Origin of the sequence: Arenimonas sp. (assembly GCF_047602345.1) — a bacterium.
In the GTDB taxonomy this organism is placed as follows: domain Bacteria; phylum Pseudomonadota; class Gammaproteobacteria; order Xanthomonadales; family Xanthomonadaceae; genus Arenimonas.
This window is the reverse complement of sequence record NZ_JASGHN010000004.1, coordinates 11,830-32,654: the sequence shown is the minus strand read 5'-3', so window position 1 is coordinate 32,654 and position 20,825 is coordinate 11,830. Positions and strand designations below refer to the sequence as shown.

The 20,825-nt window shown below is 66.4% G+C and carries 18 protein-coding genes; 8 read left to right on the top strand and 10 right to left on the bottom strand.

Going from position 1 to position 20,825, the window contains the following annotated elements; all coding sequences use genetic code 11:
- Positions 1-2: 2 nt before the first annotated feature.
- The 6 genes from QM707_RS02135 to QM707_RS02110 all read right to left on the bottom strand — a co-directional run bounded on the left by QM707_RS02135 (position 3) and on the right by QM707_RS02110 (position 7,610).
- A complete protein-coding gene (locus QM707_RS02135) occupies positions 3-2,240 on the bottom strand; it encodes a tetratricopeptide repeat protein (RefSeq protein ID WP_415000229.1) in 2,238 nt (745 codons plus the stop codon).
- Positions 2,237-4,309 (bottom strand): DUF3857 domain-containing transglutaminase family protein, encoded by a 2,073-nt coding sequence (locus tag QM707_RS02130; protein ID WP_415000228.1) that lies wholly within the window; start codon positions 4,307-4,309, stop codon positions 2,237-2,239. The genes QM707_RS02135 and QM707_RS02130 overlap by 4 nt, the downstream gene beginning before the upstream one ends.
- Positions 4,309-5,490: a phosphoglycerate kinase gene (locus QM707_RS02125; protein ID WP_415000227.1), complete on the bottom strand. Its 1,182-nt coding sequence runs from the start codon at positions 5,488-5,490 to the stop codon at positions 4,309-4,311. The genes QM707_RS02130 and QM707_RS02125 overlap by 1 nt, the downstream gene beginning before the upstream one ends.
- Positions 5,491-5,616: 126 nt before the next feature.
- Positions 5,617-6,090, bottom strand: a complete 474-nt coding sequence (locus QM707_RS02120; RefSeq protein ID WP_415000226.1) for a molybdenum cofactor biosynthesis protein MoaE — start codon at positions 6,088-6,090, stop codon at positions 5,617-5,619.
- Between the two features lies 1 nt (position 6,091).
- Positions 6,092-6,349, bottom strand: a complete 258-nt coding sequence (locus QM707_RS02115) for a MoaD/ThiS family protein (RefSeq protein WP_415000225.1) — start codon at positions 6,347-6,349, stop codon at positions 6,092-6,094.
- The gene (locus QM707_RS02110) at positions 6,339-7,610 is read right to left on the bottom strand and encodes a molybdopterin molybdotransferase MoeA (protein WP_415000224.1); all 1,272 of its coding nucleotides are present in this window, start codon (positions 7,608-7,610) and stop codon (positions 6,339-6,341) included. The genes QM707_RS02115 and QM707_RS02110 overlap by 11 nt, the downstream gene beginning before the upstream one ends.
- 74 nt (positions 7,611-7,684) lie before the next feature.
- Here QM707_RS02110 and QM707_RS02105 point away from each other — a divergent pair, with 74 nt between their 5' ends.
- Genes QM707_RS02105 through QM707_RS02085 form a run of 5 tightly spaced genes read left to right on the top strand, consistent with a single transcriptional unit; the run spans position 7,685 to position 10,947 of the window.
- Entirely contained in the window at positions 7,685-8,071 is a 387-nt protein-coding gene (locus QM707_RS02105; RefSeq protein WP_415000223.1) for a YbaN family protein, read from the top strand.
- A 41-nt stretch (positions 8,072-8,112) separates the two neighbouring features.
- Positions 8,113-8,676: a GNAT family N-acetyltransferase gene (locus QM707_RS02100; RefSeq protein ID WP_415000222.1), complete on the top strand. Its 564-nt coding sequence runs from the start codon at positions 8,113-8,115 to the stop codon at positions 8,674-8,676.
- The gene (locus tag QM707_RS02095; RefSeq protein ID WP_415000221.1) at positions 8,673-9,647 is read left to right on the top strand and encodes an L-threonylcarbamoyladenylate synthase; all 975 of its coding nucleotides are present in this window, start codon (positions 8,673-8,675) and stop codon (positions 9,645-9,647) included. Before QM707_RS02100 ends, QM707_RS02095 begins: the two co-directional genes overlap by 4 nt.
- Complete coding sequence (locus QM707_RS02090; protein ID WP_415000220.1) at positions 9,644-10,300, top strand: hypothetical protein; 657 nt, start codon at positions 9,644-9,646, stop codon at positions 10,298-10,300. The genes QM707_RS02095 and QM707_RS02090 overlap by 4 nt, the downstream gene beginning before the upstream one ends.
- On the top strand, positions 10,300-10,947 hold the full coding sequence (locus tag QM707_RS02085) for a hypothetical protein (protein WP_415000219.1): 648 nt from the start codon (positions 10,300-10,302) through the stop codon (positions 10,945-10,947). Before QM707_RS02090 ends, QM707_RS02085 begins: the two co-directional genes overlap by 1 nt.
- Positions 10,948-11,029: 82 nt before the next feature.
- Here the strand turns inward: QM707_RS02085 and gap are convergent, their stop codons facing one another.
- On the bottom strand, positions 11,030-12,043 hold the full coding sequence (gene gap / locus QM707_RS02080; protein ID WP_415000218.1) for a type I glyceraldehyde-3-phosphate dehydrogenase: 1,014 nt from the start codon (positions 12,041-12,043) through the stop codon (positions 11,030-11,032).
- A gap of 76 nt (positions 12,044-12,119) precedes the next feature.
- Here gap and QM707_RS02075 point away from each other — a divergent pair, with 76 nt between their 5' ends.
- From QM707_RS02075 to QM707_RS02065, 3 genes are read left to right on the top strand one after another with little or no spacing between them, the layout of a single operon-like run.
- The gene (locus QM707_RS02075) at positions 12,120-12,923 is read left to right on the top strand and encodes a S1/P1 nuclease (protein WP_415000217.1); all 804 of its coding nucleotides are present in this window, start codon (positions 12,120-12,122) and stop codon (positions 12,921-12,923) included.
- A gap of 19 nt (positions 12,924-12,942) precedes the next feature.
- Positions 12,943-13,803: an MBL fold metallo-hydrolase gene (locus tag QM707_RS02070; RefSeq protein WP_415000216.1), complete on the top strand. Its 861-nt coding sequence runs from the start codon at positions 12,943-12,945 to the stop codon at positions 13,801-13,803.
- Positions 13,800-15,749, top strand: a complete 1,950-nt coding sequence (locus QM707_RS02065; RefSeq protein ID WP_415000215.1) for an acetyl-CoA hydrolase/transferase C-terminal domain-containing protein — start codon at positions 13,800-13,802, stop codon at positions 15,747-15,749. Before QM707_RS02070 ends, QM707_RS02065 begins: the two co-directional genes overlap by 4 nt.
- Positions 15,750-15,829: 80 nt before the next feature.
- Here the strand turns inward: QM707_RS02065 and tkt are convergent, their stop codons facing one another.
- The 3 genes from tkt to QM707_RS02050 all read right to left on the bottom strand — a co-directional run bounded on the left by tkt (position 15,830) and on the right by QM707_RS02050 (position 20,804).
- The gene (gene tkt / locus QM707_RS02060; RefSeq protein WP_415000214.1) at positions 15,830-17,839 is read right to left on the bottom strand and encodes a transketolase; all 2,010 of its coding nucleotides are present in this window, start codon (positions 17,837-17,839) and stop codon (positions 15,830-15,832) included.
- 122 nt (positions 17,840-17,961) lie between these two features.
- A complete protein-coding gene (locus tag QM707_RS02055) occupies positions 17,962-19,281 on the bottom strand; it encodes a dicarboxylate/amino acid:cation symporter (protein ID WP_415000213.1) in 1,320 nt (439 codons plus the stop codon).
- A complete protein-coding gene (locus QM707_RS02050; protein WP_415000212.1) occupies positions 19,278-20,804 on the bottom strand; it encodes an alanine/glycine:cation symporter family protein in 1,527 nt (508 codons plus the stop codon). Before QM707_RS02050 ends, QM707_RS02055 begins: the two co-directional genes overlap by 4 nt.
- Positions 20,805-20,825: the final 21 nt, after the last annotated feature.

Genomic DNA, 20,825 nt, shown 5'->3' with positions numbered 1-20,825 from the left:
GCTCAGGACTTCGCCGGCTCGATGTAGGGCTTGCGCTGCCGATACAACTCGAGACGCTCGCGCATGCCCGCCAGGCTCTCGTCGCCATCGCCGAACTCGAGCCGCAGCTTGATGACGAGCTCCTGCAACTGCACGGCCCGCGCGTAGTCGCCGTTCGCCGCGTGGCAGGCGGCGATCGTGTCGATCGTGCTGGAGTCGTTGTCTTCGGCCTTGCCCAGCTTGGCGGCGACCTTGAGCCCCTCGGCAGGATTGCGCATGTCGTCGAACGAGGACGTGCACAGAACCCAGGCGAAATTGTTCATCGCCATCTCGCTATCGGGCTGATCGATCGCCTTTCGCCACAGGGCGATCGATTCGGCGCGCTTCGCGGCGTCCGGCTTGCCGTAGTACAACCGGAACGCATTGGAGTCGAGTACGAGCGGGGCGCCGCCGGCGACGCCCTTGCGGAACCATTCTTCGCCCTCCGCCTCGCGACCCGGGCCGAAACGCCCTTCGAGCAAGCCGTTGGCCAGCAAGACCAGCGATTCGGCGTCGCCACGCTGGGCATCACGCTCAAGCAGGCGCAATGCCGCGTCCGTATCGCCCTTGTCATTGCGCTCCAGGTAGTACCCGGCGAGGTCGCGGCGCGCGGGTGCGTAGTCGGAACTCTCGTCCAGTTCGCGATAGACCCGGACGGCCAACTCCTTGTCGCCCTGCCATCCGTCCATCGTCCTCAAATGCATGCCGGCGAACCGGCGCGCGCCTTCCAAATCGCCGTACATCGCCGCGCTGCGATACCACTCGGCCGCGTCGGCCCATTTCTTTTCGCCGCCCGCATCGTCGCCCAGCGACAGCATCGATCCGCTTCTGCCGCCGGCCGCCGCCTCGCGCCACCAGCGCCGCCCCTCCACTTTGTCTTTCGGAGTCTGGTCCTGACCGAAGTACAACGCATCGCCGAGCAGATCTTGCGAGTATTCGTCGCCGTCTTCGGCCGCCATCTTCAGCCAGGGCAAATAGGCTGCGGAATCGTCGCGAAAATAGGTCTCCCGGCCGAGCAACCAGGCTCCGGCGCGATAGCCGCCACGCACGGCGCGGACCAGGGGCTCCATCTCGGCGTCGGTCAGATGACGATCCTCGCGCGAATCGCGCAGACGCTCGAGCTTGAGCGCCAGTGCCGCATGGTTGCCGGCCGCGCTCGCCGCGTCCAAGCGCTTGAGCAGTTCGGGTGGGAAGGCGTCGTCATGCCGACCGATCCAGAAGCGCGCATAGGTGTAAGCCGCGCGCCCACCGCCCAGCTGCTTTTCGGCTGCGTCCAGCAAGGCCATCGCCGAGGCTTCGCTCTTCGGAACGCCAATGCCATCGGCGTGGATCAACGCCAGCAACAGCATCGGATAAGCGTGCTTCGCCTCGGCGGAAGGCAGCAGGGCGTCGACCAACCCCTCGCCGCAACCGGGATAGGGGGATTCGGCGCAGGCTTCCATCCACGCATTGGCCGCCTGGAACCCGCCGCGCTCGGCGACCGGTCGCAGACGCGCGACCTTTTCCTGCGCCGTTTTCAGGTCGCCCGATTCCTGCGCCGCCAGGAAATCGATGCCCGGCACCTGGTTGCTGCGCGCCATCTGCTTGAGGAGTTCTTGAGCCATGTCTCGGCGGAAGGACGGAAACAAGGCACCCGGTTTGTCGCGCGACAGGCGCACCATCGTATCGAGGTAGTCGAAACGCAGATGACGTTCCAGCTTCGCCTGCGGGTCCCAGACCGCGATATGCGCGACCTGGCGGCCGGCGCCGGCCTCGATGTACTGGTAGCGGAACTCGAATCCACCGGCCTGCATGAAGGCGTTGATATCGGCCCCGACCACGACGCGGATCGGGCGACCATTCCACTCGTCCGACGAATACGACAACGCGTGCCGCACGAGCGCACCGAAACGCTTGAATCCCTCCTCTGCCGCCGCCTGGTCGCCGCGCGCTTCCGCGCAAACGTAAGCCGCATGCTGCAGGGCGAAGCTCACCGGAACCTGGGCGACCGATTTCTCCAGCGCCTCACGCTGATCTTCGCAGGCCGTAGTGTCGATCGTTCCGTCCGCCCCGCGCAGCTTGGACAACACGCCGAATGCTGCCGTCGTCTCGTCCACCTTCGCGCTTGCAAGAAACGCCTGCCATTGCGCCGCCACCGGATCCGGCGCTCCATCGGCGGCGACTGCCGCCGTGGCGGCAACGAGGGCCAGCGCGGCCAGCGCGGAAGACATGCAACGATTCATCGCGAACCTCCTTTCGATCCGTCATCCATGGCGTCCCGCAGCAAGTCGCGCAAGCGGCGGTCGCGGTCCTGGTTGCGCACCGGCACCGGCAGCCCGAGGTGCAGGCTGGTACCGAGGGCGTTCTTGATGTCGCGCAACTTGACCAGGTAACGGCCGACGGCCTGCGCGCCGACGTGGTCCTCGCGCACCTCCAGCCGGTGCACGAGGGAAACCACGTTGCCTTGTTGCGACAGGGTGCGGTCGTAGAAAACAGGTGCGCCGTCGATGGCGACGCGTTCGGGCAAGTCGGACAACACCCATTGATCGGGAAGCTCGATGCGGATCTCGTGCCGGAGGTTGGTGCGCGCCGACAAGCCCATCGGCTCGTCGCGCGACATCGCTTCCGGCAACTCGGCGTCCTTGGCCAGGGCTTCGGCGTAGAAATCGATCGTCCGCGCATTGCCGCCGGACTTGCCCCAGGGATCGGCCAACAAGTAGTGCTCGGTAAAAATCAGCGTGTCGGCGGCATCGTCCTCGCGCGACGTCATCGGTGCCGCTACCGTCACCTGTCCATAGCGCCTGCGATAGTACTCGGTGAATTCTTCCGACGTCTTGTCCAGACGCTTGGCGCGCAGCCGCTGGCGCGCTGTCATCGCGCGGAAACCGCTGTACCGCGTCTCGATGTAGAGATTCACCTTCTTGCCGTCCTTGTCGGGCACGAAACGCTCGACCACCACCAGACTGTTGCTCGCCTCCCCGGGCGCTTCGACCGGCACCAGCGCGGACGCGCCGGCGAGGACCGGCAGGGCCATGCCGTAGGGCGGCAGGTCGCGCTTGAGCAGAGGGCCGCGCTGCTCTGACATGGTCGGATCGAGCCACAACGTGTGCTTGCCGATGCGCGCCCGAACGATCACGTGGTTGAACGCGGTGGCCGCCGGCAGCCAGTCGGCGACGCCGCGGCCCAGCGAGGTCGATACCAGCGCCGGCTCGGCGTCGATGCCCAGCCGTCGCAGCAGGATCGTCGTCAGGTAGGTCTTGTCCTTGCAGTCGCCGTAACGCCGCGACCAGGTCAGCGCGGGCGGATTGGGTCGATGCGTGTTCTCGCCCATTTCCGCGCCGAAATAACGCACCTCGTCCTGCACCAGTCGCAGGACCGCTTCCGCCTGTTGGTATCGGTCGGGCAACTTCGCCCATTCCTGCAGCTTCGCCTCGAGATCGGCGGGCAGCGCCGCGGTCTCCGGATAAAGCGGCAACGCCCAGTCGACGATATCGGCCCATGAGCGCTTAGCTCCGATCTGCACGAGCGGATAGGGGTCGTACCAGACGGGATAGTCGCCGCGGTCCTGGATCGCCTTCGTATAAGGCACGTCGAAGGCAACCTCAAGGGCATCGGCGGTACGAACCTGCTTGACGTCGGCATCGGATTCGAAGCGCTGGATGGCCGGATTGGCTTGCGGATCGAACAACACGCGGCCATGGCTTTCCAGGATCGGATCGATCCAGCCGATGCGGAAGGACTGTGCCGTGTTGCCGGCCATGATCGGGTTGCTGCCGTCGATCGTGTAGGAAATGCGCACCACGTCGCGCGGGCGAATGTCTTCGAGCACGATCAGCGCGGTCACGCTGCCGTCGGCCATGTTCTCCTCGAAGCCAGTCTCGCGTCGCGCCAGGGAAACGTTTTCGGCGTTCAGTCGGTTCTGCCAGCGGCCATCGCGCCGCAATTCGACGCGATGCAGCGTCAGCGACTGATACAGCGGAACGAAGTCGGTGTCGAACTTCGCGGCATTGTCCACCGTGGCGGCGCTGAGCGGCTCGTACACGCGGTCGACAAACACGGTTTCGCGTCCGGCACGGAGATCAACCTGCTTGTCGAGCAACCAATTGCGCCAGCGATCGGCCGTGCCGATCTCGCCGCCGCCGGGCCAACTGGCCGCCACCTCGCGCACCTCGACGAACCCGGGCGCGGGCCCGACCAGGAAACTGAATTCGCCGCGCTGGTGCTTGACCGCTTGCGCATCGGCCGATGCGGCGAACAGCGATGAAGACAACGCCAACAGCAACAACAGGATCGAACGACCAAGGCCTTGCATCAACTTTCCGCTCCGCGCTTTTTCAATGCCGCCACCGCAGGCAGCTCCTTGCCTTCGCAGAATTCGAGGAAGGCGCCACCGCCGGTGGAGATGTAGCTGATGCCCGATTCGACGCCATACTTGTCCACGGCCGCCAGCGTGTCGCCGCCACCGGCGATCGAGAACGCATCGGAGGCGGCGATGGCTTTCGCCAGCGCCTCGGTACCCTTGCCGAACGCATCGAACTCGAACACGCCGACCGGCCCGTTCCAGATGACGCTGCCGGCCCTGGCGATCATGTTCGCGTAGCGCGCGGCGGTTTGCGGGCCGATGTCGAGGATCATGTCGTCGGCCGCGACTTCCGAGACGGATTTCACCGTAGCCGGCGCATCGGCGGCGAACGCCGGCGCCACCACCACGTCGTCCGGGATCGGGATATCGGCGCCGCGCGCCTTGGCGTCGGCCAGGATCTTGCGCGCGATGTCGAGCAGGTCGTTCTCGCACAGCGACTTGCCCACCGGGTGCCCCATCGCGGCGATGAAGGTATTGGCGATGCCGCCACCGACGATCAACTGGTCGACCTTGCCGACGAGATTGCCCAGCAATTCGAGTTTGGTGCTGACCTTGCTGCCGGCGACGATCGCCAGCAAGGGGCGCGCCGGGTTTTCCAGCGCTTTGGCCAGCGCGTCGAGTTCGGCCATCAGCAGCGGGCCGCCGCAGGCGAGTTTGGCGAAACGGATGGCGCCATGCGTGGACGCCTGCGCGCGATGCGCGGTGCCGAAGGCATCCATGACGAAGACATCGCACAGTGCGGCGTACTTCTTCGACAGGGCCTCGTCGTCCTTGCCCTCACCGACGTTCATGCGGCAATTTTCCAGCAGCACGACGTCGCCCGGCGAAACCTGCACGCCATCGACCCAGTCCTTCACCAGCGGCACGTCGCGACCCAGCAACTCGGACAGTCGCGCAGCGACCGGCGCCAACGAATCCTCCTCGCTCCAGACGCCTTCCTTCGGTCGGCCCAGGTGCGAGGTCACCATCACTGCCGCGCCCTTTTTCATCGCCAGGCGAATCGTTGGCAGGGCCGCCTTGATGCGTTGATCGGAGGTCACGCGACCGTCCTTGACCGGCACATTGAGGTCTTCGCGGATCAGCACGCGCTTGCCGGCCAAGTCGAGGTCGGTCATGCGGAGGATGGTCATGGGAGCTCCGGGAGCGGGAAAAGCGTCATTTTCCCCTGTCCGGCACCCCGCCGACAAACCGGGGGCTGCGTCACAGGAGCGCGCAAACCGCCCGACGCCCGAATGGCGCGACCGGGCGGCAGCGGTTCAGGCGCCGGCGCCCGTCGGCGCGTCCCCTTCGTGCAATGCGCTGCCGTCGCTCCAGGCGCTGTCGCCTTCGACGTAGTGCTCCTGCTTCCAGATCGGCGTCGAATGTTTCACCGCCTCGATGGCCAGCCGGCAGGCGCGGAAAGCCTCGTCGCGATGCGGCGACCCGGCGGCCACGATCACGGCCAGGTCGCCGATGACCAGGCGTCCGTGCGCATGCGCGATGTAGAGCTTCAGGCGCGGACCGAACTGCGACTCCGCCTGCGCGGCGATCTCGGCGAATCGCGCCAACACCAACGGGGCGTAAGCGTCGTAGCTGATGCCGGTAACGGCTCGGCCCTGATTGTGGTCGCGCACGCGCCCGACAAACAGCGCGATTCCGCCGAAGGCGGGATCGGCGACGAACTCCTGTGCCGCCGCCGGATCGAGCGGAGATACGGCGCGGTCGACGAGCAGAAAGCGATGCGCTTCCATCTCAACCCCCGCTGACCGGGGGCAGGATGGCCATGCGCCCGTCGGGCGGCAAGGGCTCGGCATCGCGCAGCACCTGCGTAGGGGTGGCGAATGCGCAGCGCTGCAGAAGGCCCGGTGCGATGCCCGGCCAATTCGCCGCTGCATGCGTCGCCACAGCGCGGCGCAAGTCCGCGACGCAGGCGCCGTCCACTTCGAGAACAAGACGATCGTGCGGCTCGACGCCACGCAGTGCGCCGAACAGTTCCAGTTCAATGCGCATTCGTTCCTCCTTGCGGGCGATCCGCCGTCAATACGATGCCCTCGCCTTCCAGGCCGAAGACGTCGATCGACATGCCCGCCGGCAGCGCTTCCGCCGCGACGGGCAATACGGCCCAGGCGTTGGCGGCGATCAGAGACTGGATGCGGAACGATTCCTGCCCCTGCAGCAGCCGGACGCGCGCGACGCCACTGGCGTCGAGGAATACGCGCGCCTTTTGCAGCATCGTGAAACCCGCCTTCTTGCGCGCGGGTTCGGCCAGCGGCAGGCGAATCGAAGATTCCGGCGCGCGGCCCTGGCGGGCGCGTAACCAGGGTTCGATGAAGAAACGCAACCCCACCGCGCCGGAAATGGGATTCCCCGGCAACCCGAAATAGGCGCTGCCATCCGGCAAGCGGGCATGCAGCAGAGGTTTTCCCGGCCGCATCGCGATCTTGTGGAAGACCAGCTCGGCGCCGATGGAGCGCAAGGCCTCCGGTACGAAATCATGCCGCCCCATGGAAACGGCACCGGTGCTGACCACCAGGCGCGCGCCGGCATCCTGTGCGCGTCGTAACGCCGCGAGAAATGCCGCCGCCTCGTCCGCGACGGTTTCGCGGTGCGCGAGCACGGCGCCGATATCCGCCAGACGCTGCGCGAGATAAGGGCCGTTGCTGTTGCGGATCTGGCCGGGCCGCAAGGCCTGCGCCGGATCGTCGACGAGTTCGGCGCCGGTGCAGATCAGCGCCGCCGGCAACCGTGCGCGCACTCCGATCTCGGCCACGCCCATCGCCGCCAGCAGCATGCGCGCGGACGCATCCAGCACCGTACCCGCGGGCAAGACAGGCTGCCCCGCAGACACGTCGCTGCCGCGCCGTCGGACGTGCGCGCCCGGCTCGACCGCCGACAGCAGCGCGATGCGGGTCGGACGACCTTGCCCATCGCACGAAAGCACGCGCGCCTGTTCCACCGGCAATACGGCATCGAGTCCGGGCGGCATCGGCGCGCCGGTCATGATCTCGCAAGCCCCCCTGGCTTCGCTGCCATCATCGCCAGCGGCGATCGAGGCGACGATGTCGAACTCGCACCCGATGGGCATCGGTTCCGCGCCGACCGGCAATGCGAAACCATCCATCGCGCTGTTGTCGAAAGGCGGTAGGTCGCTCGGGCTATGCAGGTCTTCACCCAACACGCGGCCGCAGCAGTCCGCCAGGCCAACGCGCTCGGACGGCAATGGCTGCGCTCCCGCTAGCGCCAGGCGCCTGGCTTCGTCGAATCCGATCATCCCGGCATTGTAGCTGCGCAGGCACGGGTCACGCGGCGACTTGACGCCAGCATCGGCGCCGTCATGATCATCCCATGCAGGCCAAACTGATTCGCGCGTTCTGGTTGGGAGCGGGATTCCTGTCGCTGGCGCTCGGCGCCATCGGCATTTTCCTGCCCCTGCTGCCGACGGTGCCCTTCGTCCTGCTGGCTGCCTACTGTTTCAGTCGCGGCAGCCGGCGCTGGGAACGCTGGATGCTCGAACACCCGAAACTCGGACCCATCATCAAGGATTGGCGGGCGCATCATGCCGTGCCATTGCGCGCCAAGCAGTTGGCCACCGTGATGATGGCCGGCAGTTCGGCCGGCGCGTGGTGGTTGCTGCCGCCACGCGTGGGCTGGATTCCCGGCGCCTGCTGCCTGCTGGTGGCGATCTGGCTCTGGTCCCTGCCCACGCGCGAGAAGATCGTCCGGAAGGAATGAACCGCCATTGGGCGCATCCTGCGCCCATGCCAGAATGCGGCATGGCCGACACCCCGACCGCTCGCCGACTGCCCGTGCTGGAAAGCGCGCGCCTGCGCCTGCGCGCTTTCCGCGACGACGACGCCGACGACTTGTTCGCCATCTACAGCGACCCGCGCGTGATGCGCTACTGGAGCTTCGACGCTTGGACCGAGCGTCGGCAGGCGGAGGAGAAACTGGCGTTGATCGCCAAGCAGATGCGCGAAACCGACGTGCATCCCTGGGCGATGGCGGACAGGCAGGACGACCGCCTGATCGGCGGCGTGACCTTGTTCGCGATCGATCAGGTGAATCGGCGCGGCGAAATCGGCTACAACCTGCATCCTGATCGACAGGGGCGGGGCCTGGCCCGGGAAGCGGTCCGGCTCGCGCTCGCTTACGCCTTCGAACGATTGGGGCTCGAACGCATCGAGGCCGACATCGATCCGCGCAACGAGGCTTCCTGCCGTTTGGTCGAGAAGCTCGGCTTCGTTCGCGAAGGGCTGCTGCGCGGCCGTTGGCGCGTCGCCGGCGAGGTCTGCGATACCGCGTTGTACGGCCTGCTGCGCGAGGAGTACGCGACGTGAACGCGAACGAGGCGATCGATGCCGCGATCGAGGCGCTGCGCCGCGGCGAAGTCATCGGCTTGCCGACAGAAACGGTCTACGGCCTCGCGGCCGACGCGGGCAATACGGCAGCGGTGCTGCGCATTTTCGCCATCAAGGGGCGTCCTGCCGACCATCCGCTGATCGTGCATATCGCCGAGGCCGAAGCGCTGGCGCACTGGGCGCTCAATGTCCCGGCGACGGCGCATCGCCTCGCGGAAGCGTTCTGGCCCGGCCCGCTGACGCTGATCCTGCGCAAACAGGCGTCCGTTCCGGATGTCGTGACCGGCGGACAGGACACGGTGGGCCTGCGCTGCCCCGCGCACCCCTTGGCGCGCGATCTGCTGCGTCGTTTCGGCGGCGGGCTCGCCGCACCCTCGGCGAACCGCTTCGGACGCATCTCACCGACCTCGGCGCAACACGTGCGCGACGAATTCGGCGCCGCCGTACCCCTGGTGCTCGACGGCGGCGACAGCGATGTCGGCATCGAAAGCACGATTGTCGATTTGTCCGGCGAAACGCCGCGGATCCTGCGCCCGGGCGGCATCTCCCGCGAGCAGATCGAACAGGTCATCGGACCGGTCGCGGTCGGCAGCGGTGCGCACAGTCCGCGGGCCTCGGGCACGCTGGAAGCGCATTACGCGCCGCGCACGCCGATGTTGCTGCTCGCGCGCGACGCGCTTGAACGCGAGGCGGGTCAGCAGCGCGCGTTCGGCAAACGCGTCGGGCTGCTGGCAATCGGGGCACTGCCCGAAGACGGCGATGGCCTGGTCCTGCCCGTCGACGCGCGCGCTTATGCGCATGGCCTGTATGCGGCGCTGCGATTGCTGGATGCACGGGGAGACAACCTGCTGCTGGTCGAGCGCCCGCCCGATACGGAAGCCTGGTTGGCCGTGCACGACCGCCTGCGCCGCGCGGCCGCCGGCGCGAGTCCGGACGACGACGCGCCATGACGGCGAGCGCGCCCGCCGAGCAGGTCTCGTCGGCGATCGCGCGCTGGATCTCGGTCCTGCCCGACGCCCTGACCTCGCTCGCCTACCTGGTCACCTGGTTCTCGCCGCTGCTGTGGAAACACGATGCGGTGAACTTCCTGATGCTGGTGATGCTGCTCGAATTCCTCGTCGTGCATTCGGGCGCCTTCATCGGCGCGGTCGTGCTCTCCGACAAAGCCAGTCGCCGCTACAAGACCGTGGCCATGCTCGGCTTCGGGGCCTTCTACATGTTGTTCGCCGGCGCGTTCTCGCTCGCCTTCGACAGCTGGTGGCCGGTGCTGACTTTCGGCTGGCTGATGTTGGCGAAGTTCGCGCTGATCTGGCTCGCGCCCGTGCCGAAAACGGAGGAAGCGCAACGACAGATGACCCTGTGGGCGTTTTCGGTGGCCGCCTACCTGGCCGCGGTGTTCATGGGCGTCATCCTGCCGCTGCCGCGATTCGGTCTCGGCGCCGAGCTCGTTGCGCAACTGCAGTTGCCGGGCAGCGGCCTGTGGATCGAGAAGCCGCATACCGTCATCGCCGGCGGCTTCGTCTACTTCGGCCTGCTGGCTTGGATGAAATGGAAGTACCGGCCCGAGTGGGCCAGGAACTTGCCCGCGGGTCGTCGTTCCTGATGCGATCGGCGAAGACCGCGGCGACCGAAACGCCGGTGGCGATCGGCTATTGGGCCGCCCTGCCCGACATCTGCACGGCACTGGCTTTCGCGCTGGTCTGGGCCTCGCCGCTGCGCTTCGGACCGTTCTCGGTCAAGACGGCGATGCTGACCATGCTGCTGGAATTCTTCCTGATCCACGCCACCGGATTCTTCACCGTTTTCGCCAACACGCCGGATGCTTCGCGTCTCAAGCGCATCGGCAGCCTGCTCGGCCTGTCCTCGTTCTACGTCCTGATGATCGGCGCATTCTGCATGGGTTTCGGCACGTGGTGGCCCCTGCTCGGTTTCCTCTGGTTGCTGATCGGCAAGATCCTCTGGGTACGCGCGCATCCGGTCGTGGACCCGGACGACACGATGTTCTGGCAGATGGCCGCCTGGGCGGGATCGGTCGTGGCTTATCTGTTCGGTTGCTTCGCGACGATCGTTCCCGATATTCCGCGCTGGGGCATGACCGAAGCGCTGCAACCGCGCTTCGGACTCACCGGCGGTGGCGTCTGGATCGACGAGCCGCATCGTGTCGTGGCGTTCGGCGTCGTCTATTTCGGCGCGCTGGCGGCCGGCAAACTGCTCGCCGCCGCCATCGTGCAATGGCGTTCGCGGCGCTGAAGCGCGACGATACGATCCAGCTCGCCCAGAAGAAAAACCCCGGCCGGAGCCGGGGTTTCGTTCGAACCGAATCTGCGAACGCTTACTTCGCGGCCATCAAGGCCAGCGTCGTGTCGAGCATGCGGTTGGAGAAGCCCCATTCGTTGTCGTACCACGAGCAGACCTTGACCAGCGTGCCTTCCATGACCTGGGTCAGGGTGCTGTCGTAGACCGAGCTGCGCGGGTCGTGGTTGAAGTCGACCGAGACCAGCGGCTTGTCGTTGAAGCCGAGAATGCCCTTCAGCGCGCCTTCGCTGGCTTCGCGGATGGCGGCGTCGATCTCGGCCTTGCTGGTCTCGCGCTTGGCGACGAAGCTCAGGTCGACGACCGAAACGTTAATCGTCGGCACGCGCATCGAGAAACCGGTCAGCTTGCCGTTGAGCTCCGGCAGCACCAGGCCGACCGCGGCGGCGGCGCCGGTCTTGGTCGGGATCTGCGACATGGTCGCGCTGCGGGCGCGGCGCAGGTCGGAGTGATAGACGTCGGTCAGCACCTGATCGTTCGTGTAGGCGTGGATGGTGGTCATCAGGCCATGCACGATGCCGATCTTCTCGTGCAGCACCTTGGCCAGCGGCGCCAGGCAGTTGGTGGTGCAGGAGGCGTTCGAGATGACGGTGTCGGATGCCTTCAAGGTCTGGTGGTTGACGCCGAACACGATCGTGTTGTCGACGTCGTTGCCGCCCGGCGCCGAGATCACGACCTTCTTCGCGCCCGCCGCGATGTGCGCGCCGGCCTTCGCCTTGGAGGTGAACAGGCCGGTGCACTCGAACACCACGTCCACGCCCAGCTCGCCCCAGGGCAGCTTGGCCGGATCGCGCTCGGCGCAGACCTTGATGCGGTCGCCGTTGACGACCAGATGGTCCCCATCCACCACGACCTCGCCGTTGAAGCGGCCATGCGCCGTGTCGTAGCGGGTCAGGTGCGCATTCGTCTCGGCATCGCCGAGGTCGTTGATCGCGACGATGCGGATCTCGTTCGTGCGGCCCGACTCGTACAGCGCGCGGAGGACATTGCGGCCGATGCGGCCATAACCATTGATCGCGACCTTGATCGCCATGAGTAGCTCCCGGGAGGACGGAAAGCGGCTATTTTATCGCCTGGAGCCCCTCTGGCGACAGACCCCGGACGCACGCATGCCCTTGATCCGTCGTGGCATTTCCATGTTCTTGTTGCTCCTGACGCCTGCCCTGGCCTGCGCCTGGGGCAAGGACGGGCACCGGATCGTCGGTGAACTGGCCCAACGCCAGCTCAAACCCGCCGCCCAGGCCGAGGTTTCGCGGCTGCTGGCGGGCGAGCCCGAGCCGAGCCTCGCGGGCATCGCCAATTGGGCCGACGAACTGCGCGAGCAGGACCCGGAGCGCACGCAACCGAGTTCGAAGTGGCACTACGTCAATTTCCCGCGCAACGATTGCAACTACACGCCGCCTCGCGACTGCCCGGACGGCAACTGCGCGGTGAACGCGATCAACCGCCAGTTCCTGATCCTGTCCGACAAGGCGCGCAGCGATACCGAGCGACGCGAAGCGCTGAAATTCCTCGTGCATATCGTCGGCGACGTGCACCAGCCGTTCCATGCCGGCTATCGCGACGATCGCGGCGGCAACAACTACCAGATCCAGTACGCCGGCGAAGGCACCGACCTGCATCACATCTGGGATCGCAGCCTGATCAAGTCGCGAGGTTTGACGCCCGGCGAATACGTGCTGGCGCTGGAGAAACAGGAGCCCCTGCCCTACGACCGCACGCGGATGTCCGACCGCCCCGCCGTCGACTGGGTGACCGAATCCTGCAAGCTGGTGCAGCAGGGCGTGCTGTACCCGCCCAAGCATTCGATCGGCGAAGCCTATATCGCAAAGCACCGTCCGCTGGCAGAACAGCGACTGCGCCAGGCCGGCGCGCGCCTGGCCGACATGATCAACTACGCCCTGGCCCGATAAGGCACGCGAGGGAATCGCCATGTCCGTGATCGTGCAAGCTTTCTTCCATCAGGACAGCAATACCTGGTCCTACCTGGTGTCCGATCCGGCGACGAAACACGCGCTGGTGATCGACCCGGTGCTCGACTACGACCCGAAATCAGGCCGCACCGGCACCAGCTCGATCGGCAAGATCGCCGATGCCATCGCCGAGGGCGGGCTGCGGCTGCAATGGATACTGGAAACCCATGCGCATGCCGATCACCTCAGTGCCGCGCCATGGCTGCAGGCGCGATGCGGCGGCCGTGTCGGCATCGGCGAGGGCATCCGGCTCGTGCAAGCGGCCTTCAAGCCGATCTTCAACCTGGAGGCGGACTTCGCTACCGACGGCTCGCAGTTCGATCACCTGTTCGCCGATGGCGAGGCTTTCGCGCTCGGCACGATCGAAGCCCGCGTGATCGCGGTGCCCGGCCACACCAGCGACAGCGTCGCCTACCTGGTCGGCGACGCGCTATTCGTCGGGGATTCCATCTTCATGCCCGATGGCGGTACCGCCCGCTGCGATTTCCCGGGCGGCGACGCCGCGATGCTCTACCGCTCGATCCAGCGTCTGCTGCAACTGCCCGATGCGACGCGATTGTTCGTTTGCCACGATTACGGCCCCGGAGGCCGGGCGGTTGCCCACGAGACCACGATCGGCGAACAACGCCGCGCCAACATCCATGTGCGCGACGGCGTCGACGAGGCTTCTTTCGTGGCCATGCGGGAAGCACGCGATGCCGGCCTCGCGGTACCGGTACTGATGCTGCCGGCCGTGCAGGTGAATATTCGCGCCGGCCGCCTGCCGCCACCCGACGAGAACGGCGTGCGTTACCTGAAGATCCCGCTGGACGCCCTGTGACGCCGCGCGAACTCGCCTCGCTGGACGAGGCCATCGCGGAGATCCTGCGCCATACCGGCGGACGGCTGCGCGTGGCCGCTCCGTTGGGCATCGGCAAGCCGCATCGCTTGCTCAACGCGATCTACGACGCCGTCGCCGATCATGCCGATCGCTCCCTGCAGGTCTACACGGCGCTTTCGCTGACTCCACCCTCGGCCGGCAGCGACCTGGAGCGCCGCTTCCTGCAGCCTTTCGTCGACCGTCATTTCGGCGAGGACTTCCCGCGGCTGAAGTACGCGTTGGCGCAACGCGCCGACGCCTTGCCGCCGAACGTGCGGGTGGAGGAGTTCTACCTGCAATCCGGCGCACAGCTCGATTCGGCGCAATCGCAGCAGGACTACGCCAGCCTGAACTACACCCATGTCGCCCGTACCGTCGCTGCGCACGGCATCAACGTGCTGGTGCAGAAGGTGGCGCGCGAGCCCGGCGGTTCGCGCCTGAGCCTGAGCAGCAATCCGGACCTGACGTTCGATCTTCTCGACGAAATCGCCGGTCTCGGCAAGCCCCGCCCGTTGATGGTGGCCGAAATCGATCCGCAGTTGCCGTGGTTGGGCGGCAGCGCCCGCACGCCGGATGGTTTTTTCGATCTCGTGATCGACCTGCCGGGCCCCGCACCCAAGCTTTTCGCCCTGCCCCGGCAACCGGTCAGCGACGCCGACTACGCCATCGGCTTGCGTGCCAGCGCCCTCGTGCGCGACGGCGGTACCCTGCAGATCGGCATCGGCTCGCTCTCCGATGCGATCTGCCATGGGCTAATACTTCGCCACACGCGCAACGAGGAGTATCGGCTGCTGCTCGCGGCGCTCGCACCCGGCTTCGCCGAGAGCGAGCTGGTGCATCGCGTCGGCGGCACCGAACCTTTCCGTCTCGGCTTGTACGGCGCCAGCGAACTGGTCAACGACGGCTTCATGCGCCTCGCACAGGCGGGCATCCTGCGGCGGCGCGTGCTGGACGATGCCGAAGCGATGCGACGCATCGCGGACAACGAGGCGACGGAAGAGGATCGCCAACGTCTCGACATGGAAGGGCGCTGGCTGGATGGCGGCTTCTATCTGGGCTCGAACGAACTGTACGAATGGCTGCGTTCGCTGCCGGACAACCAGCGTCGCGGCATCGGCATGACGCGCATTTCGCACATCAACGAGCTCTACGGCGGCAACGAGGCGCTCGAGCGCCTGCAGCGTCGCGATGCCCGTTTCTTCAACAGTTGCATGATGATGACCGCGCTGGGCGCGGCGGTGTCGGATGCGCTCGCCGACGGCCGCGTGGTGTCCGGCGTCGGCGGCCAATACAACTTCGTGGCGATGGCGCATGCCCTGCGCGATGGCCGCTCGATACTGATGTTCCGCGCCGTGCGCGAGGCGCGTGGCGTCGCCGCTTCCAGCGTGCTGTGGAACTACGGGCATTGCACGATCCCCCGGCATCTGCGCGACATCGCCATCACCGAATACGGCGCCGCGGACCTGCGCGGCGCCAGCGACAGCGAATGCGTACAGCGCATGCTTTCCGTGTGCGACGCGCGTTTCCAGGGGCAACTGCTGTCGCGGGCGAAAGCGGCGAAGAAGTTGCCGGCGGCGTTCGGTCTCGCGAAACGGCTGGCGACGAACACGCCCGAACGCCTGGCCGCGACCTTGCGACCCTACCGGCAGATGGGCCTGTTGCCCGATTACCCGCTGGGCAGCGACTTCACCGACACCGAGCAGCGCCTGGTACGAGCCCTGGGTTGGCTGAAATCAGCGACATCGACCCGCCGCGGCAAACTGCGTACGGCGATCTCCGCGCTGCTGCACGGCCGCAGCCGCGACGCGCAGGCCATGGCGCGCATGCAGCTGGCTTCGCCCAAGGGACTCGGCGAAAGACTGAGCGCGCGCCTGGTCGGACTCGCGCTGTCGAAGACTTCCGCGTAGGGACTGATGGCCCGTGATAGGTGGTTGATGGTGCTGCAAACCAGCAACCAACGACTACAAACCACCCACCATCAACCGTTTCAGGCCAGCGCTTTCGCCGCTGCTACCACGGCATCGGCGGTAATGCCGAAATGCGGATACAAATGTTCTGCCGGCGCCGACGCGCCGAAGCTGTCGATGCCGATCACCGCGCCCTCGAGGCCGACGTACTTGCGCCAGAAATCGGTGACGCCCGCCTCGACGGCGACGCGCTTGCGGCACGACGACGGCAGTACCGATTCGCGGTATTCCGCGGGCTGCCGATCGAAACGATTGCTCGATGGCATCGACACGACACGCGCGCGCAAGCCTTCGCTTTCCAGGCGCTTGGCGGCCTGCATCGCCAGATCGACTTCGGAACCCGTGCCGATGAGCAGGATGTCCTTGCCGGGCTCGAAACCGCTCGCCGGTTCATGCAGCACGTAAGCGCCGCGAGCGATGTCGCCAAGCTGCTTCGCATCGCGTGCCTGGTGCGCCAGGTTCTGACGGCTGAATACCAGGCAGGTCGGTCCATCACGGCGTTCGACGGCGCGCTGCCACGCGGCCGCGGATTCCACCGCATCGCAGGGGCGCCAGACTTCGTTGTTCGGGATGTAGCGCAGCGAGGCGAGGTGCTCGACCGGTTGGTGCGTCGGGCCGTCTTCGCCCAGGCCGATCGAATCGTGCGTGAAGACATGCACGACATTGGCCGGGATCAGGGCCGACATGCGCAGCGCATTGCGCGAATAGTCGGAGAACACCAGGAAGGTGGCGTCGTAGGGCAGGAAGCCGCCATGCAAGGCCAAGCCGTTGCAGATCGCGCTCATGCCGAACTCGCGCACGCCGAAATAGACGTAGTTGGCGTTGGCGTCGTTCGAGGTCACCGACTTGCTGCCCTTCCACAGCGTCAGGTTCGAATGCGCCAGGTCGGCCGAGCCGCCGATCAGTTCCGGCAACAAGGGGCCGAAAGCCTCCAAGGCCATCTGCGAAGCCTTGCGCGAGGCAACGACCGGTCCGTCGGCCTGCAGCTTTTCGAGATAGGCCTGCGCGGCCTCGGCGAAGCCTTCGGGCAACTCGCCGCTCAGGCGACGCGTCAATTCGGCGGCTTGCGTCGGATACTGCCCGGCGTAGGCGTCGAACAAGGCGTTCCATTCCGTTTCGCGCGAAGCCGTGCCGTTCTTGCGCCAGCCCTCGTAGATCGCGGCGGGAATCTCGAAGGGCGTATGCGGCCAGCCCAGTTGTGTGCGCGCGGCGGCGATCTCGTCCTTGCCCAGCGGCGCGCCATGCGCCGATTCCTTGCCCTGTTTCGTGGGCGCGCCGAAGCCGATGACGGTGCGGCAGCAGATCAGCGTCGGCTTGTTCGTTTCGGCCACCGCCGTCTTGATCGCCTGCTGGATTTCCACCGCATCGTGGCCGTCGACCTTGCGGATGACCTGCCAGCCATAGGCTTCGAAGCGCGCGGCGGTGTCGTCGGTGAACCAGCCATCGGTGTTGCCGTCGATCGAGATGTGGTTGTCGTCCCAGAAGCAGATCAGCTTGCCCAGGCCCCAGGTGCCGGCGAGCGAGGCGGCCTCGTGCGAGATGCCTTCCATCAGGCAGCCGTCGCCGAGAAAAACCCAGGTGCGGTGGTCGATGAGGTCGAAGCCTTCGCGATTGAAACGCTGCGCGAGGAGCTTTTCCGCCAGCGCGAAACCCACGGCATTCGCGAGGCCTTGCCCGAGCGGGCCGGTCGTCGTCTCGACGCCCGGCGTTTCGTGGCGCTCGGGATGGCCGGCGGTCTTCGAGTGCAACTGACGGAAACGCTTGATCTCGTCCATCGGCAGGTCGTAACCGGCCAGATGCAGCAGCGCGTACTGCAGCATGGAGCCGTGACCGTTCGATAGCACGAAGCGGTCGCGGTTGGCCCAATGCGGGTTGTTCGGGTTGTGCCGGAGGAAATCGTTCCAGAGCACCTCGGCAATATCGGCCATGCCCATCGGCATGCCGGGATGACCGGACTTGGCCTGCTCGACGGCATCGGCAGCGAGGAAACGGACGGCGTTCGCGAGATCGCGACGGGAAGGCTGGCTCATGGGCGGCTCGGGAATGGCGACGGGCTGCCCGGCGGGCCGGGCAGCCTATTGTCCCAAACTCGTCCGGCGCTGTCGCCGTTGCGATGTCCCCCCGGCCTTGTTAGGCCTGGCGGCGGTCGAACTCAGGCCGCGGCGGCATCCGACGGCAGCGAGGCGTCGCTCTCGCCGCGGCTGACCACCACCGCACCCACGAGGTCGCCGGTGACGTTGACCGTGGTCCGGCACATATCCAGAAAACGGTCGACGCCGAGGATCAGGCCGATGCCTTCGGGTGGGACGCCGACCATGCCGCAGATCAGCGCGACGACCGGCAGCGAGCCGGCCGGCACGCCGGCCGTGCCTATGCCGCCGAGGATGCAGACGAACATCACCATCAGCTGCTGGCCGAGGTCGAGCTCGATGCCGAAGAACTGCGCCAGGAACAGTACGGTGACGCCTTCGAACAGGGCCGTGCCGTTCTGGTTCGCCGTGGCGCCGACGGTCAGCACGAAGCGCGAAACGCGGCGCGGCAGATTGAGTTTGTCGTCGGCGACGCGCAGCGCCGTCGGCAAGGTGGCATTCGACGAAGCGGTCGCGAAGGCCATCAGCATCGCTTCCTGCGAACCGCGGAAGAAACGCAGCGGCGACCAGCCGCCGAATACGCGCAGCAGCACGGGATACACGACGAACATGTGCAGGCCCAGCGCCAGCACGACCACGCCGGCGTACTGGCCGAGGCGCAGCAGCAGGTCCCATCCGAACACCGCCGCGAGATTGAACATCAGACAGGCGACCGCGTAAGGCGCGGCGCGGATGACGCCGTTGATCAGCGTCATCGACACATCGAACAGGCCTTCGATCGCCTGCTGCAGGCGCTTGGCCGATTCGGTCCGCGTCAGCACCAGGCCGACGCCCAGCGCGACGGCGAAGAACATCACCGCCAGCACATCGAAATCGGCGGCGGACTTGATGACGTTGCGCGGCACGATGCCGATCAGCATCTGCATGCCGGTGGCCGAACTCTTGCTCGAGGCGATGATCTCCTGCGCGCTGCCGGATTTCTCGGCTATCAACTGCTGCGCCAGCTGCGGGTCCATGCCGGCGCCAGGCTTGAAGGCGTTGACCAGCACCAGCCCGATCAGGACCGCCATCGCCGATACGCTGACGGTATACAGCAGCGTCTTCCAGCCGACCCGGCCCAGGGCGCGGATATCGCCCATTTCCGCCACGCCCATGACCAGGGCCGAGAAAAGCAGTGGCAACACCAGCATGAACAACAGCGCCAGGAAGATCTTGCCGATGGGTTCGGTGACGTAGGCGATGAAGCCGGGCAGCCAGGCCGCATCGCCGGCGAAGAAGTGCGCGATCAGGCCGAAGCCCGTGCCGATCACGAAGGCCAGCAGCATCTTCAGGTGCAGCGGCATGCCGGCGTGCGATGCGCCGGCGTCGTTCTGATTGCTCATAGCGAACCCATCGGCGCTTCCGGCGCCTCGCGTGTCGGTCGGATCTCGCCCGCCTTCAAGCGAGCGAGATAGGTGTCGAGCTCGCGCTTGACCACCGGCGCAAGCAGGTACAGGCCGATGACGTTAGGTACCGCCATCAGGAAGAAGATCGAATCGGAGAAGTCCACCAGCTTGTTGAAATCCATCGTGCAGCCGACCACGATCAACGCGAGGAAGACGAACTTGTAGATCGCCTCGACGATCTTGCTCTCGCCGAACAGATAGGTCGTCGCCTTCAGGCCGTAGTACGAATAGGCGATCATCGTCGCGAACGCGAACAGGAAGACCGCGACCGCAAGCACGTTGGGGAACCAGGGCAGCACGGTCGCGAAGGCATTGGCGGTGAGTTCGACGCCGCTGGCGCTGGTGCCCGGTCCGGCCACGCCGGAGACGACGATGATCAAGGCCGTCATCGTGCACATCACGACGGTATCGATGAACGGTTCCCAGAGCGATACCAGGCCCTCGGTGATGGGTTGCTGGGTCTTGACGCCGGAATGGGCGATCGCCGCCGTGCCCACGCCCGCTTCGTTCGAGAACGCCGCGCGACGGAAGCCGACGAGCATCACGCCTACGGCGCCGCCAGCGACGCCCTCCGGCGAGAAAGCGCCGACGATGATCGAAGCGAATGCCGCCGGCAGGCGATCGTAGTGCGCGATCAGTACCACGATGCCGGCCAGCATGAAGATGGCGGCCATCAGCGGCACCAGCTTGTCGGTCACGCGGGCGATTCCGCGCAGACCGCCGATCGTCACCAGGCCCACCAGCACGGCGACCACCACGCCGAACAGCGCGGCGTGCCCGGACAAGGGACTGGCTCCGGCACCGCTGATGAAAACGAGTTGCTGGTAGGCCGCATTGGCCTGGAACATGTTGCCGGCGCCGATCGCGCCACCGATGCAGAAGATCGCGAATGCCGCCCCCAACAGCTTTCCCAGCGGCGCCAGGGCCGGATAGTGTTCGGCGATGCCTTTGCGCAGGTAGTACATCGGCCCACCGGACACGGTGCCGTCCGGATTCTGGTTGCGATACATCACGCCGAGCGTGCACTCGCAGAACTTCGCCGACATGCCGATGATGCCCGCGAAGATCATCCAGAACGTCGCGCCCGGACCACCCAGCGCGACCGCCAGCGCGACGCCGGAGATATTGCCGAGGCCGACCGTGCCGGACAGCGCGGTGGCCAGCGCCTGGAAATGGCTCACTTCGCCCGGCCCGCGCGGGTCGCTGTAGTCGCCGCGGATGATGCGGAAGCCCTGCACGAATCCGCGTACGTTGATGAAGCGGAAATAGAAGGTGCAGAAGATCGACGCCGCGATCAGCCAGAACAGTATCCAGGGAATCTGCAGGTCGCCGACCGGGATCGGAAACAGGACGATCTTGGCGACGACGGCCGCGAAAGGTTCCATCGCGCGCGATATGCGTTCATCGATTCCCGGCGGCGTTGCCGCTGCTGCAAGCGCGGCGAGGAGGACTTGGCTCATGCAGGGGGCTCCGGGAATCCG